11 protein-coding genes are annotated in these 14,620 nt (G+C 59.8%); 4 read left to right on the forward strand and 7 right to left on the reverse strand.

Annotated elements, in window-relative coordinates; translation table 11 throughout:
* Window positions 1–39 precede the first annotated feature (39 nt).
* Both PYTT_RS11275 and PYTT_RS11280 read right to left on the reverse strand, forming a co-directional pair.
* Window positions 40–1,158: an efflux RND transporter periplasmic adaptor subunit gene (locus PYTT_RS11275; protein WP_067775964.1), complete on the reverse strand. Its 1,119-nt coding sequence runs from the start codon at window positions 1,156–1,158 to the stop codon at window positions 40–42.
* Window positions 1,155–1,622, reverse strand: a complete 468-nt coding sequence (locus PYTT_RS11280; RefSeq protein ID WP_067775961.1) for a MarR family winged helix-turn-helix transcriptional regulator — start codon at window positions 1,620–1,622, stop codon at window positions 1,155–1,157. Before PYTT_RS11280 ends, PYTT_RS11275 begins: the two co-directional genes overlap by 4 nt.
* Window positions 1,623–1,786: 164 nt before the next feature.
* Here PYTT_RS11280 and alr point away from each other — a divergent pair, with 164 nt between their 5' ends.
* On the forward strand, window positions 1,787–2,896 hold the full coding sequence (alr, locus tag PYTT_RS11285) for an alanine racemase (protein ID WP_067775958.1): 1,110 nt from the start codon (window positions 1,787–1,789) through the stop codon (window positions 2,894–2,896).
* 9 nt (window positions 2,897–2,905) lie between these two features.
* Here the strand turns inward: alr and PYTT_RS11290 are convergent, their stop codons facing one another.
* Complete coding sequence (locus tag PYTT_RS11290; RefSeq protein ID WP_067775955.1) at window positions 2,906–4,924, reverse strand: alpha amylase C-terminal domain-containing protein; 2,019 nt, start codon at window positions 4,922–4,924, stop codon at window positions 2,906–2,908.
* 317 nt (window positions 4,925–5,241) lie between these two features.
* Between PYTT_RS11290 and galA the strand changes: the two genes are divergently transcribed.
* Both galA and PYTT_RS11305 read left to right on the forward strand, forming a co-directional pair.
* Complete coding sequence (gene galA, locus PYTT_RS11300) at window positions 5,242–8,526, forward strand: beta-galactosidase GalA (RefSeq protein ID WP_083076758.1); 3,285 nt, start codon at window positions 5,242–5,244, stop codon at window positions 8,524–8,526.
* 154 nt (window positions 8,527–8,680) lie between these two features.
* Window positions 8,681–9,529, forward strand: a complete 849-nt coding sequence (locus PYTT_RS11305) for a hypothetical protein (RefSeq protein WP_067775946.1) — start codon at window positions 8,681–8,683, stop codon at window positions 9,527–9,529.
* A 36-nt stretch (window positions 9,530–9,565) separates the two neighbouring features.
* On the opposite strand, the gene pgsA is transcribed toward PYTT_RS11305, so the two are convergent.
* The 4 genes from pgsA to PYTT_RS11325 form a co-directional block, all read right to left on the reverse strand.
* On the reverse strand, window positions 9,566–10,159 hold the full coding sequence (gene pgsA, locus PYTT_RS11310; RefSeq protein WP_067775943.1) for a CDP-diacylglycerol--glycerol-3-phosphate 3-phosphatidyltransferase: 594 nt from the start codon (window positions 10,157–10,159) through the stop codon (window positions 9,566–9,568).
* Between the two features lie 43 nt (window positions 10,160–10,202).
* Window positions 10,203–11,336 carry a prepilin peptidase gene (locus PYTT_RS11315; RefSeq protein ID WP_067775940.1) on the reverse strand — a complete coding sequence of 378 codons (1,134 nt, stop codon included), beginning with the start codon at window positions 11,334–11,336 and terminating at the stop codon, window positions 10,203–10,205.
* 13 nt (window positions 11,337–11,349) lie between these two features.
* Window positions 11,350–12,441, reverse strand: coding sequence for an LOG family protein (locus PYTT_RS11320; protein WP_067775937.1), 1,092 nt, complete (start codon window positions 12,439–12,441; stop codon window positions 11,350–11,352).
* 100 nt (window positions 12,442–12,541) lie between these two features.
* A complete protein-coding gene (locus tag PYTT_RS11325; protein WP_141675815.1) occupies window positions 12,542–13,237 on the reverse strand; it encodes a hypothetical protein in 696 nt (231 codons plus the stop codon).
* 324 nt (window positions 13,238–13,561) lie between these two features.
* On the opposite strand from PYTT_RS11325, the gene PYTT_RS11330 reads away from it, so the two are divergent.
* The gene (locus PYTT_RS11330) at window positions 13,562–14,614 is read left to right on the forward strand and encodes an L-threonylcarbamoyladenylate synthase (RefSeq protein ID WP_067775929.1); all 1,053 of its coding nucleotides are present in this window, start codon (window positions 13,562–13,564) and stop codon (window positions 14,612–14,614) included.
* Window positions 14,615–14,620 lie beyond the last annotated feature (6 nt).

Consider the following 14,620-nt stretch of genomic DNA (forward strand, 5'->3'; position numbering starts at 1 on the left):
GGGATATATGCTGCCGCTGGTTCGGAGGGTGCGGCTGCCTTATTGCTGCAATGCTTCTCGGAAGACGGGGACGACGGTAGCTCCGGGCCGGGTTTTGTGGAGGCCGTCGATGATGACGATTTCGCCTTCTTTCAACCCGTCGGTGATGATCTGTTTGTTGCCAGTGGTGCTTCCGATGGAGACGGGGCGGCGGACGACCGTGTTTTTATCGTCGAGTACGTAGATGTAGCTCCCCTGCGTGTCGTGCTGCACGGCGGAGATGGTGACGGCCGCCACCTTGTCCGCATTTTTCTTGTTGAGTACGACGGTGCTGATGCCGCCGGGCTGAAGCATCTGCCGGGGGTTGTCGAATTGGGCCCACACGTTGAGGCTGTCCGTGCCGGATTTCACTTCATTGTCACTCATGGCCACGGTGCCGGGTTGCGGGTAGGTCCGGCCCGAGGCGATGACGATGCGGAGTGCGGCGCGGTTGCGCAGTTCCTCATCGTTGCCGAAGAGGGAGAGGAAGTCCTTTTCGCTCATGGGGAAGCGCACGTAGATGGGATCGACCTGCGTGATGGTGGCAAGAGGCTGGCTGGTCGGAGTGATGTAGTTACCCGTGGAGTAGGTCAGGCGGCCGATGCGTCCCGTAAGAGGGGAGTATACGCGCGTGTATTTGAGGTCTTCCTGCGCCAGTATCAGTTCGGCTTTTGCCTGAAGAAGCTGTGCTTCGAGTTCGCGCAGGGTGCTGAGGGAGTTTTCCACCTGATCCTGGGAGACGGCCTTGATTTTGGCGAGCCTGTCCTGACGCTCGTAATTGTTTTTGGCGTAATCGATTTTTATTTCCAACTGTTTGATTTTGGCTTCGGCTGCCTGGACGGAGGCTTTGTAGCGAGCGTCCTCGATTTCGAAGAGCAGCTGGCCTTCCTTGACCATGTCGCCTTCCCGGAATGTGGCGGACAGAAGGGTGCCCGAGACTCGGGGCTGGATGGTGACCTTGTTGATGGCTTCGACCCGGCCGGGGTATTTGCGTTCGATTTCGTCCGATACGGAGACGGCTTTTTCGACGAGTACTTTGCTGGGCAGTTTTTTGATGTCCTGAGCCAGCCCTTGGGCCATAGTAAGGACGGCCGCGAGTGCGGCCGGAAAAATGGTGAAGCGATGGATGAATACGGTCATGGTTTTGTCTGGAAAACGGTCTGGAAAAGTTGTTCGACGATGCGCTCGAAGTCTTTCCGATCCTGCTCGGGGAGGGTGAGAATGAGTTCTTCGGTGAACTGATCCATGGTGGTGCAGATTTCCTTGAAGTTTTTCTGCCCCTTGGCGGAGAGCTTGATGCAGATGGAGCGGCGGTCGTTCGGGTTGGTGCTGCGGTCGAAGAATCCCTTGTTCACCATGCTTTCGACGAGAAGGGATGCGGCGGGAATGGTCATTTGCAGTCGGGCTGCAAGGGTTTTGAGAGGAATGCCTTGAGGCTGCTCTTTGGTGAGTACGCTGATGGTGCGCAGGGCTGTCGCCTGCCGGACGCTGAGGCCGAGAAAGCGCTTCTGGTGCTCCTTGTCCTGCGAGTAGAAGGATTTTTCGCGCAACGAGTCGATGATTTGCGCGAGTTTGATGAAGAGAGTATGCTGGTGCTGCGGCATGGCGGTATTCTGAAGTGAAACATAATAGTTGTCAAGTTTGAATAATTATGTAAACGTAATAATTATGGAAAAGTTTCGCGCTTTTTTTCAGGAATGCCGACATGCCTGCATATCCGGGGGATTTTCTCTTGTCATGGCGGTGAGGGGAGCGTACACTCGCCGTCATGACACACGATAGTCCCCCGCGAGCGTGGGTCGATGTCGACCTCGCCGCCATTCGCCGCAATCTGGAAACGGCCTGCCGCGCCTTGCCCGGTACGCAGATGATGCCTGTGGTGAAGGCGGGCGCCTACGGTCACGGTCTGGAAGCCGTGGCCCGTGCGCTGGATATGGAGGGGGTGACGTTTTTCGGCGTAGCCAATACGGGGGAAGCCCGCCGCCTGAGCCGCGCCGGAGTGCGGACGCGGCCTTTCATTCTCGGCCCCGCATTCCCCGAGGAACGCGAAGAGATCGTGCTGAACGGTTGGTGCGCGACGATTTCCACGATGGAGGAGGCGCAGCACTACCAGTCTCTGGCGGCTATGTACGGGAAGACGCTGCCTATCCACCTGTGCATCGATACGGGAATGGGCCGTGCCGGATTCCTGCCGGACGAGTGGGCGGGGCTGGGAGATGCTCTGGAGGCGATGCCGAATTTGCTGATTGACGGCGTGGTGTCCCATTTCCCTTCGGCGGATGAAGATCCCGTATTCACGGAAGTGCAGATCAGGGAGTATGCCGATGCCGTATCATTGCTGGGCAACAGGTTCCGGTTCCGCTTCTGCCATATTTCGAGCAGTGCGGGCTTGCTGGCCTACAAGGTGCCGGGGGCCAATCTGGCTCGGCCGGGGTTGATGCTGTATGGCGTGTCTCCGGTCGCCAGCCCGTGGAGCGATGCCCTGCTGCCGACGTTGAAACTGTTTTCCCGCGTGACTCTGGTGCGCACGCTGCCCGCCGGGCACGGTGTGGCGTACGGACGCACGTTTATAACGGATCGCCCGACGAAGGTGGCGACGATCGGCATCGGCTATGCGGACGGCTGGCCCCGCCATTTGTCCAATCGGGGCGCCCGTGTCTGGATTCACGGTTGCTCATGCCCGATGCTGGGCCGTGTGACGATGGACCAGATTATTGCAGATGTGACGAATGTGCCTTTCCTTGTGCCGGGCGACGAGGTGGAGCTGATCGGCTCCCATATCCCCGTGACGGAGGTGGCCGAACGTGCGGGTACGATTCCCTGGGAGATTCTGACCAGCCTCGGGCCGCGGCTGCCTCGCGTGTATCACGGGGCGTAAGGGGAGGTTTTAGCGTATTCTGCCGCCCGCGTAGGTGCGCGACAGGACGAGTGCGCTGCGCGGCAGCAGGTAGAGCCGGAGGTTCTGCTTGTCGTCCGTATGGTGTGCGACGGCCGGGTCGAGCCTTCCGAAACCGCCGAATTCGCGTGCATCCGTGTCGAGTATTCTCTTCCATTCGCCGCGGCTTGGCGCGGGAATTTCGTAGTCCGGAATGGCTCGGTCGCCCGACCAGTTGAAGACGAAGAGGAGGTCGCCCCGCTCGAAGGCCATGATCTGGTTGGCTTCGTCGAGGTTGAGAGGCCGGGCGGGCGGTGCGGCGGGCAGCCGGGCTTCTCCGGCCATGGCGACCATGGCTTTGTCGAAGGCCTTCAGGTATTTGTAGCGGAGGTTTCCGTTATCCGCCAGCGACCATTGGCGGCGGCAGTACTGGTAGGACCAGTCGTTGCCTTCGCGGGGGAAGTCGATCCATTCCGGGTGCCCGAATTCGTTGCCCATGAAGTTGAGCCAGCCTTCCCCCCCGGCAGCAAGGGAGATCAGGCGGATCATTTTATGCAGGGCGATGCCGCGGTCGATGACGAGGCTTTGCGAGCCTTCGTCCATGTGCCAGTACATGTCGGCATCCATCAGGCGGAAGGCGAGCGTTTTATCGCCGACGAGGGCCTGGTCGTGGCTTTCGCAGTAGGCGATATTCGGCTCGCCGTAGCGGCGGTTCGTGAGCGTGTACCAGATGTCTCCCATGCTCCATTCCTCGTCCTTTTTTTCCTTGATGAGCTTGATCCAGAAGTCGGGGATGCCCATGGCGAGGCGGTGGGTGAAGCCCATGCCCCCTTCGTCCACGGGGCGGCAGAGGCCGGGCATGCCGGACATGTCTTCCGCGATGGCGAAGGCGCCGGGCTTGATTTCCTGAATGAGCGTGGAGGCGAGCTGGAGGTAGGTGATCGCTTCCTGGTCGACCTGCGTGTTGAAGTAGCTTCCGAGGTCGGAGAACGGTTCATGGCCCCGGTGGTAGTAGAGCATGGAGGTGACGCCGTCGAACCGGAAGCCGTCGAAGCGGAATTCGTCGAGCCACCAGCGGACGTTCGAGAGGAGGAATTCGGTGACTTCGTGGCGACCGTAGTCGAAGCAGCAGGAGTCCCAGTCGGGATGGGTGCCGCGCTCGCCGGGGCGGAAGTACTGGCCGCCGGAGCCGTCGAAATTGTTCAATCCCTCCGCCATGTTCTTGACGGCGTGGGAGTGGACGATGTCCAGCAGGACGGCGAGTCCCATGCCGTGCGCCTTGTCCACAAGGTACTTGAGGTCTTCGGGCGTGCCGAAGCGGGAGCTGGGGGCGAAGAAGGAGGAGACGTGGTAGCCGAAGGAGCCGTAGTAGGGATGTTCCTGAACGGCCATGAGCTGGATGACGTTGTAGCCGAGGGCGGCGATGCGCGGCAGCACGTTGTCGGCGAATTCGCGGTAGGAATGGAGGCGCGGCTCTTCACCGGCCATGCCTGTATGCGCTTCGTAGATGAAGGGTATGGCGATGTGCGACGGGTCGAAGTCGGGATGTTCCCACGCATAGGGCGTTTCCGGCTCCCAGATTTGCCCGCAGAAATCATGGGTGGCGGGGTCTTGCACGGTTCTTCCGATCCATGCCGGGATGCGGTCCATGGCTTGCAGGTCGGAGCCGACGACATGTACTTTTACCCGGTCGCCGTGGTGCAGGGCATCGGCGGGAAGCGTGACGGACCAGATGCCTTCCGAATCGCGGGAGAGCGGGGTGGCGGTGCGGTCCCAGCCGTTGAAGTCTCCGATGAGGTGGAGTTCCCTTGCTCCGGGCGCCCATTCGCGGTAGATCCAGTCTCCCGTGGAGGCCGAGCGGTTGAAGCCCATGCGGCGGTAGCCGAGGGCGCATTTCTCCAGAGAGCCGTACCGCTGCCGAAGTCTCTTCACTTCCATGTCGAAGAGCTTCATGCGTGCTTGAATTTCGCGGGAGTACGGTTGCAGCCAACCGTCTTCCAGCACAAGACCGGGAATGGGGGGGCGTCTCATCACTTCCCAGCATAATACGCTGTTGGAGATTCGTAAAGTTTATTCTGTCGGGCGGCGCAAGTTTCCTGCCTCCGGTTGGTGCGGAAGTGGGGTAATGCCGATGATGGTCAGAATGGAGTTAGGGGGGCGTTTGCAGCTGAGGCGGAAATGGAGAGTCCGCCAGAGCAAATCCAAGGGTATTATGGTAGGGGAGAGTTGTTTCGATATCAAACAGCAAACGGCCATTATGGCGAATACGAGCGGGAGTGTGTCGTTTACCTTCACGCTCCTGCGTCCTGAACTTGACTTGTCGTGTTGATCCTGTATGATGTGGCGATATGCGTTCATCCATTATTCTTTCGTTGGCGGTTTCTATGGCCGGTTCGGCGATGGCTCAGAAGTACGAAGAGAAGATAGCCGGGGAGTCTCCCCGCCAGTTGCTCCTGATCGACAAGGGGTGGAAGTTCCATCGCGGCGCGATCGATATTCCCCAGCCCGTGAGCCATCATGAGACGTATGTGCGCGTGAAGGCCGGGGCGGCTCCGGGGCCTTCCGGCTTCAGCTACGACGATTCCTCATGGCGTACCGTGGAGGTGCCGCACGATTATGTCGTGGAAGGCACATTCGATTCGAAGGAGGGTGTTTCCCACGGTTTCCTCGACAGGCCGGAGGCTTGGTACCGCCGCCAGTTCACGCTGCCGACGGCGGATCGCGGCAAGACGATCTGGCTGTATTTCGACGGGGTTTTCGGACAATCCCAGGTGTGGGTGAACGGTCAGGAACTCCGCAAGAACGATAACGGCTATATCGGGTTCCGGGTGAATATTTCGGATGTGGCGCACTACGGCGACCGCCCGAATACGATCGCCGTGAAGGTCGATCCCCGCGAGCCGCAGGGCTGGTGGTACGAGGGCGGCGGCATTTACCGCCATGTGTGGCTCACGGTGGCGGATCCCATCCATGTGGCTCCCTTCGGCGTGTATGTGCATCCCGAGAAGGGGGCGCACGATACGTGGGATACGCTGGTGGATACGACGATCGAGAGCGAGGAGAAGGAAGAAACATCCGTGACGGTGGTGACGAGTATTCTCGACCCGTCCGGCAAGGTGGTCGGCAAGGAGACTTCCATGGATATCGTGCCTCCCGGCGAGACGTTCACGTTCGAGCAGAAGATCCCCGTGAAGAGCCCGAAGCTGTGGGATATCGATTCTCCCAATCTGTACGGTGTGCGGACGGAGGTGTTCGTGGACGGGAAGAAGGTGGATGCCTACGGCGACCGCTTCGGCTACCGCACGTTGAAGTTCGATGCCGACAAGGGCTTTTTCCTGAATGACAAGCCTGTGAAGTTCAAGGGTGTCTGCATGCATCAGGACCATGCCGGCGTGGGTGTGGCAGTGCCGGATTCCATGCAGGATTTCCGCATCAAGGTGTTGAAGGATTTCGGCACGAATGCCTACCGTTGTTCCCACAATCCGCCCGCCAAGGAGGTGCTGGAAGCCTGCGACGAGCAGGGGATGCTGGTGTTGAACGAGAACCGTTTCTACAACAGCGGCGAGGATTACCTTCGCCAGCTTGAGGAGCAGGTGAAGCGCGACCGCAACCACCCGTCGGTGATGATGTGGTCCGTGTTCAACGAGGAGCCGTGGCAGGGAGACGAGCGCGGCCGCAAGATGGTGGAGCGCATGAAGCATTCCATTCTTCGGCATGACAAGACGCGCCCAGTGACCGGAGCCATGAACGGCGGCTACAATAAGGACGGAGCCTTTGGTGCTGTCGATGTGCTGGGCATCAATTACGCGCTGCCGCAGCACGACCATGCCCACAAGCTGTACCCCGACAAGATGGTGTTCAGCTCGGAAGCGGTTTCGCACAGCGCATCACGCGGCGAGTGGAAGACGGATCAGGGCAAGCATATCTTCAACAATTACGATAACCACTGGGTCGGCTGGGGTTCCAGCGTCCGTGAGGCATGGAAGCATGTCGATACGCGCCCGTGGGATGCCGGGGTGTTCATCTGGACGGGCTTCGATTACCGCGGTGAGCCGACTCCGTTCGCATGGCCGGCGATCAGTTCCTATTTCGGCATTGTGGATACCTGTGGTTTCCCGAAGGATTCGTATTATCTGCTGAAGGCTCTCTGGACGGATGAGCCGATGGCCTATGTGTTCCCCCACTGGAATCTCGGTTCGGAAATGGTCGGGAAGACGGTGAAGGTGGGTACCTATACGAACGGCGACGAGGTGGAGCTGATTCTGAACGGCAAATCTCTCGGCAAGCGCAAGCACGACCGCTATGCCCAGACGTTCTGGGATGTGGTGTACGAACCGGGCGTGCTGGAACTCGTGGCTTACAAGGACGGTAAAAAATATGCGGAACATTCCGTGGAGACGACGGGCAAACCGGAGGTGCTTGAGCTGACGCTGATGTCCAGCTCCGGCGGAACGGCTTCCGGGGATGCTTTGCAGGTGGGTGTTTGCGCCAAGGATGCCAAGGGCCGTACCGTGCCCGATGCGAAGGTGAAGGTGACGTTCGATGTGGACGGCGGCAGGCTGCTCGGGGTAGGCAACGGCGATCCTGTGTGCCATGAGCCGGATGCATCGTCGGAACGTTCGCTGTATAACGGCTATGCCGCCGCTGTCGTGAAGCCGGAAGGCGGCCGCGTCAAGGTGCGTGCAGCCTCTCCGGGATTGAAGCCCGCCGTGCTGAATGTCGATGTCAGGAAGCCCGGCTCCGGCCATGTTTCCTGTCCTGAAGTGGCGGCGTCCACGGTGCTTTCCGATTGGCGCATGTCCGAGATTACGGACAAGCCCCAGGATCCGAACCGCACGATTGCGGATAACGATATGAATACCTGGCAGCCTGTGACTGTGGGCAGCGGTCCCCAGTCCCCCTGGGCGCAGAAGCAGGGTTGGGCGACGTACCGTGCGACGTTTACGATGCCGGGCGGAGGTTCCCTTTGGGATCTGCAATTCAACAATCTTGCCGGAAGGGTGGCTGTTTATGTGAACGGCAGGAAGGTGGCCGAGAGGAAGTCGGCCGACAAGGCGACCTTTACGGCTCCGGTCGATTTGCCTGCGGGCACTCCGGTCACCGTGTCGGTGCAGATGGAAGGCGTCTCGCCGCAATCCGGCATGACCGGCGCAGTACGTCTCGTGCCCGTGAAGGGCGAACGTCAGGTGCCATGGGATGCTTCCGGCTGGAACAAGGCTGGCAAGGGAACGGTGCAGGAAGGCCGGGCCTGGAGCGAGATCAAGCTGGACAAGCCGGTGAAAGTGCGCCAAATCGCTTTGAAGATCGATTCCATGCACAAGAGCGGAACCTTTGCCCATGTGGCCGAGATCGATGTGGTCGATGCTGCGGGCAAGCCGCTGGACAAGAAGGGCTGGAAGGTTTCCTTCGCCAGTTCGCAGGAGGTGAAGAAGGAGCAGGCTCCCGCTTCCCGTGCGATCGACGGCAATACCGATACATTCTGGCATACGCCTTATGAAGGGCAGGTGCCGAATCCCCCGCACATCATTGCCATCGATCTTGGCAAAGCGGAGAATGTATCCGCCGTACGCGTGTTCGGCCGCGATGCACAGAAAGTCGGCGGCGCGAAGGATGTGGAAGTTCTGGTGCGCTGACAAAGGGCAACGGCTTCTGTAAAATAATGAATATCGCAGCGGTTCGTCCCCTTTTTCGAGGGGGCGGACCGTTTTGTTACAATGAAAGTTGCTCATGGAGGCAGATACGTCTTGCACGTCCTGCGAGCCTGCTTTAGAATGAGTGCGACGCGCGATGAAACTGATACAAGGCAAGACTGTCGGGCTGGCGATCCTCAGTTACAAATCTCCACAGACTCTTTCCAAGACGCTGGAGAATTATGCCCGTGTGCATTTGAAAGAGATGTTTGACGATGCCTGTGTCGTCTTCCAGTCCGTGGGGCCGAAGGATCTGGCCGTGGCCGACAAGTGGGAGTACCGCACCGTAGCTTCCGGGCACTATCTCGGCGTGATCGAAGATTTGCGGCTGACGCTGGAGAATATGAGGACGGATTACATTCTTCTGATGGAGAATGATTGTCCGATCGAGTCGAACTTGTCCGAACGCGATGTGCGTGCGGAGCTGGAAAAGGCAGTTCGCCTTCTGGCGGATGGCGAGGCCGATATGGTGCGCCTGCGCCATGCGTGGAGGCCGGGAGGCAGTTCCAATGCGGCAGCCAAATATTCGAGATACTACGATGTGAACCAGTTGTCCGCATCGTGGCAGAATGCCGAGAAGCTCAGCAATTCTCCCCAATGGGTGAAGAAGATGCGGCGCCTGCTGTTCCCGAAGGAAGCGCGCCACAGCATCGGCCGCGCCGTGTATGTGGAGGAGAATCCCCATTTGTGTTTCCCGGACGATATCCGCAAGGTGGGTTCTTTCTATATTGTGGATAGCGCCGTTTTTCCGTGGACGAACCAGCCTTCGCTGATTCCCCGCCGTTTTCTGGAGCAATCCCTCGTGCGCCTGTCTCGCGTGCAGCAGGGACTCGTGAACATGTCTCCGGATGATCTGGAAAGGTTGTTCAATTCCCGGCGCTGGGATTCGGAGCATTTCCGTATCGCCATTTCCAAGGGGATTTTCACCCACACGCTGAAGGCCTGATTGTCCGGCTTTTTCCGCCTGTGCAAGACGGCGGGTTCAACGCAGGAATTTCCAGGACTGGATGCAGTAGTGAAGGCCCGACCACACCGTCAGCAGGACGGAACCCCACAGGGTGATCTGGTAGGTATACTCGCCTGAAACTCCCTGTGTGAAGAAGGCAAAGGGCTGGCAGGCGCAGCTGCCGTAGGCGATGACGATGAGGCATTGCGTACAGAAGGCGAGCTGGAAGGCGGTTTTCCATTTGCCGGTCCAGTCTGCTGCCATGATGACTCCCTTGTCCTGCGCGATTTGCCGGAGGCCGGTGACGAGGAATTCGCGGCAGATGATGAGGGCGGTGACCCAGAAGGGGCATTGGCCTGTGGTCGTGAGGAAGATGAAGGCGGCAGAGACGAGTATCTTGTCCGCGAGAGGGTCGATGAGTTTGCCGAAGGTGGTGACCATGCCGAGTTTTCGGGCGAGGTAGCCGTCCAGCCAGTCGCTGACGGCGGCGAGGACGAAGGCATACAGGGCGATCACATTGCCCGAGATGCCGGCCAGGCGGATGCCCGACATTTCCAGACTCAGGGCGACGGTGAAGACGACGACGAGGGCGATGCGCGCCAGAGTGATGGAGTTCGGCAGGTTGAACATGGTGCGGCAAGCGTAATGCAATTCCGGAGCGGAGTCAAGGGAACTATGTAAAATAGCCGGTGTACCAGTTCCACAGAGACGAGCCTCCGAAGACCCAGATGATGGCCGCCGCGAGCAGGTAGGGGCCGAAGGGCATCGGGTTTCCCCGGCCCACTTTGGTGGCGAGTCCTCCGACGATACCCAGAAGGGATGCGGCGATCAGGGTGAAGACGACGCCTTCCCATCCGCACAGGGCGCCGATGGCGAGCATGATCCAGGCATCGCCGGAGCCCATGGCGGCGCGTGAGGTGCGGAGGCCACGGAAGGTGCCGGAGAGAGTGTCGCAATCTTCGAGCGGGTAGGCCGTTCCCGTTTCGGTCGAGACGCTGTCTGCGGTGAAGGTGAGCGTGCCGCCGGGTACTTCCGCGCCGTCGATGAACAGGGTGGCATCTTCAAGGATGAGCCTGTTGCCGGGTTCGGCGAACAGCTCGGCCCAGCTCATGGGGCCGTCCGGCAGGGTGAGGATGATGTCTTCTCCGTCGTCGCATTGCCTCAGGCTCCAGGGTGCGGGTTCTTCGTGGCGTATCCGGCGGTGGCCGAACAGAAGTTTGCCGGCGAAGGCGACGGCTTTCATCAGGATGAACCCCGCGATGGCGCCGGCTGCGCTCCACATGAGGCCGTCGGAGGCTTCCAGCGCGGTGCCGTCGATAAGCCACGGGGCGAAGGCGGCGAAGCCCAGTCCGGCAGCGGTGGCCAGCAGGGCGTGTTTGGGCAGGACTTCCATGCGTTCGGCATCAATGGCGATCATGACGACGGCCATCGCAAGCCACAGGCAAAGCATGAGCTGGGCGAGCAGGTCTTCCTGCGCGTAGTACATGGTGGCGGCGACGAAGAGACCGGCCGTGGCGGCTTCCACCAGCCAGTAGCGGAAGGGGATGCGGCCGCCGCAGGAAGCGCATTTGCCGCGCAGGATGAGCCAGCTGAGGAGGGGGATGTTCAGGTACCAGGGGATTTCCTTTTCGCACCGGGGGCAGAAGGAGCGGGCGGGGTCCGAGAGGGACAGACCGCGCGGCGAGCGGTAGATGACGACATTCAGGAAGGAGCCGATGCACGCGCCGAAGAGGCCGAAGCACAGCGGGAAGAGCCACGGCATTTCGGCGCGGAGGAGGCGGAGGGTGTCTTGCAGCAGTGCGTACATGGGCGGTTCGCGGTTACTCCGCGTCGTTGATGGCGTCGATGAACTGGCGGAGCCTGCCGTAGTTGCCGCGTTTCAGGTGGAAGACGAGGCGGGGCAGGTCGGCGATCAGCGGTTCATCGTTTTCCTCGGCGAGCGGGCCGCGCTGGACGATGCAGCCGTCCTTCACGAGGTCGGCGAAGTCGTGCTGAAGTTTGGCGATCGCTTCCGTCGAAAGCGAGGATGTGAGGCGGATGGAGATCATATCCCCGACGAAACGGTACGAGTGGAAGATGTGGTAGAAGCGGTCGATGTGTTCGATGGCTTCCTGAGGATTCTGGGTAACGAAGAGGAAACTGAGGTCTTCCGGGGAGATGAGGTGGGAATCGACGAGTTCCGTTCTGATGAAGGATATCCACTGTTTCCAGAAAGTTTTGCCGGGAGCATCGAGCAGCACGACGGGGTAGATGGTGGCTTTGCCCGTCTGGATCAGGGTGATCGTTTCGAAGATTTCGTCCATCGTGCCGAATCCGCCCGGGAAGGCGACGAGGGCGTCGCTTTCGGAAACGAAGTTGAGCTTGCGGATGTAGAAATAGTAGAAGTTGATCAACCGGGGATTGCCCTGCATGACCGGATTGGCTTCCTGCTCGAAGGGCAGGGTGATGTTCAGGCCGAAGGAGTTGTCCGCTCCCGCGCCTTCGTTGCATGCCTGCATGATGCCGGGGCCGCCGCCCGTGATGGTCATGTAGCCGTGTTCGGTCGCCAGTTTGGAGAAATCGCGGGCGACGATGTAGGAGGGTTCGCCTGCCTTGATGCGGGCGGAACCGAAGATGGAGATTTTGCGGATGTGGCGGTAGGGTGTGAAGGCCTGGTTCGCGTGGAACATTTCCGCCAGCGTGCGGTTCATGACCTCAAGATCGTGCTCGGAAATATCCGATGAGGCGGCTTGAATGGAAGTGGAAAGCAGCTGTAGCAGAATTTCCGGATTGTGGCCGTTGGAATGGCGGTTGGAGATGTCGTACAGGGCTGCATCGAGAAGGGGAATGCCTGTGCTTTTGGGGACGGTGAAGGTCCAGGTCGAATCGCCGCCGGAAAAGTCGCGCTTGTCGAGATAGGGAGGATGTTGCATGGATGGAATCGCAGATGCGGGTTGAAGGCTGCTACTATGCACGAAGCCCGGCGTTTTGTCACTGCGAAAATGCGGGTGTATGCCGCAGGGCGATCGGCAGTCAGTGGAGAATGGCTCCCTTGTCGGATATTTGGATGCTCCATTCGGATCGTCTGTTCGAATTGTCCGCATCCTGATGGATGTAGATGTATTCGCGGATATGGGGGTGCGGCGATGTTTTGTGCATGCGGATCAGGCGGGCGTTGCTGTCGGCAAGAATCCGCCGTTCCCTGTAGGTGCTTTCCGCCTGCCTGTCCAGCGCCTCCTCTGACGGCCTGTAGAACAGGACAACCGGAAACAGTGCAAGAAGGCCGAAGTGCAGCGCCAGATAGGCAGGCCGGCAGTACCGCTGGAGTGTGGTGCCCTGAACGATGCCGTATTTCAACGGTATGTACTTGATCAGGGCGTACAGGATGATGCCGGCAGGCAGCGACAGCCATGACGCAATCAGAAGGTACTCCCAGAAAGGGTCTTCATTAAGGAAGGAGAAAGGGTCGTGATTCGGCATGCCGATCAGGCTGAATATCCACCAGCCCCCGGATATCAAGCCCACCTCAAGGATGAGTATCGGGATCCACAGGCCGTGCACATGCAGGAAGGCAAGCCGGCACAGCAAGCCCATCAGGGTGATGCCGCCGGAGAGCAGGACAATCATCAGGCCTTCCATCAGGTGGTTGTATTGCAGCGCTCCTTCGGGATTGCCGAAGACGGTGAACAGGAAGAAAGCCGCAATGAAGGCGGCGGTGGCCGTTTGCATCGTTCGGGTGCAGAGGGGGGACATGGGCAAGGATGGGCTGTGATGCAGTATAGGAGAAATTTGCCGCCATGCAAAGCCGTTTTTTTATTCAAAAATGCCCGGACAAGACGGGAAACGGAATAGCGAACCGTTCGGTTTGCTTGATCATGCAGCCCAATATTATTGGGAGAATAAGTTGGAATTTTGCCGAAAATCCGGGAAATCGGTGAAATCTGTGTTTTGTCAATTTCTTCTGCTGCATGCAGGGTTCATGTGGAATTAGATGTGCCGCCTTTGTCTGCGGGATTGACCTTGTGCTGTTTTTCGGGTAGGCTCCGTGCAGAGATGGAAACTCAAGTGATCGAAGTGGATCCGTTGGAGGACGGACGCAAGGTGTACCAGCAGGCCGCCGCCGTGCTGGCGGAAGGGGAACTCGTCGCGCTGCCGACGGAGACGGTGTACGGCCTCGGTGCCGACGCCTACAATTGCGATGCGGTGGCGCAGGTGTTCGCCGCCAAGGAGAGGCCTTCCTTCGACCCCCTGATTCTGCATCTGGCGAATGCCCGGCAGCTGGATGAAGTATGCACGGTGCCGGAAGAACTCAAGGAGACGGTGGAAAAGCTCGCCCAGGAATTCTGGCCGGGGCCGATGACTCTGGTGCTGCCGAAGAAGGATGTGGTGCCCGATATTGCGACGAGCGGCTTGCCGACCGTTGCCGTGCGGGTGAGCGCCCATCCGGTGATGCGCGGCGTCTGCAAGGCTTTGGGCCGTCCCGTGGCCGCGCCGAGTGCGAACAGATTCGGCCATATCAGCCCGACTTCCGCAGGAGCCGTGCTGAAGGAATTGGGTGGCCGGATTCCGTGGATATTGGATGCCGGAGCCTGTTCCGAAGGTTTGGAAAGCACGATTCTGCGCCCGATGCTGGATGAGAAGGGCAAACCCGCCGTCGAACTGCTGCGCGAGGGCCCGCTGGTGCGCGACCGCATCCGCAAGGTGGTTCGCATCGCGAAACCCCGCAAGCCGCGGGCAGGCGAAGGGGAGGAAGCCGAAGCCGCGCCGAATGCTCCCGGCCAGCTTCCCAGCCATTACGCGCCCACGAAGCCGCTGCTGCTCTGGGATGCCAAGGAGGAGTTCACTCCGGAAGAAGGTGTAGCCTACGGCCTGATCAGCTATCAGGGCGATTCTCCTCTGTCCATGCAGGAATGCTGGGCGAATACGATTTCCCTGAGTCCCGGCAGCGGAAGGCTGGCGGAGGCTGCCGTGCGTCTGTTTGCCGTGATGCGGCAGATGGACGAGGACGAGGATGTGCAGGTGATCGTGGCCGAGAAGGTGGCGGAAACCGGGCTCGGTTGCGCCATCATGGACAGGCTGCGCCGCGCTTCGGCCGCTCGCGGTTGATGCGCC

The sequence above is a fragment of the Neoakkermansia glycaniphila genome, assembly GCF_900097105.1.
GTDB classification, from domain to species: Bacteria; Verrucomicrobiota; Verrucomicrobiia; order Verrucomicrobiales; family Akkermansiaceae; genus Akkermansia; species Akkermansia glycaniphila.